Below are 202 nucleotides of genomic sequence, written 5' to 3'. Positions count from 1 at the left end.
CTCCTCGGGCACCAGCATGCCCATCAGCCCCAGCTCACCGAGCTTGGTGAAAACGTGGGTCGGGAAGGTCTCCGTCTCCGACCACTCAGCCGCGTTCGGGGCAATCTCCTTCGCCGCGAACTCACGGACCATGTCCTGCAGAGCCCGGGTCTCCTCCGGCAGATCGAAATCCATGTCACAGTCCCTTCGGGGTCAGCAGAAC

The 202-nt window shown here is 63.4% G+C and carries 1 protein-coding gene; it reads right to left on the bottom strand.

Features of this window, described 5'->3' with window-relative positions; translation table 11 throughout:
• Nucleotides 1-174 (bottom strand): acyl-CoA dehydrogenase family protein (locus tag IG08_RS58700; RefSeq protein WP_199821153.1); only part of this gene is annotated, 174 nt, incomplete at its 3' end.
• Nucleotides 175-202 lie beyond the last annotated feature (28 nt).

The sequence above is a fragment of the Streptomyces fulvoviolaceus genome, from assembly GCF_000718165.1.
In the GTDB taxonomy this organism is placed as follows: Bacteria; Actinomycetota; Actinomycetes; order Streptomycetales; family Streptomycetaceae; genus Streptomyces; species Streptomyces fulvoviolaceus.
Note: the sequence above shows the minus strand (reverse complement) of the source record. Positions and strands in the feature narration are given on the sequence as shown.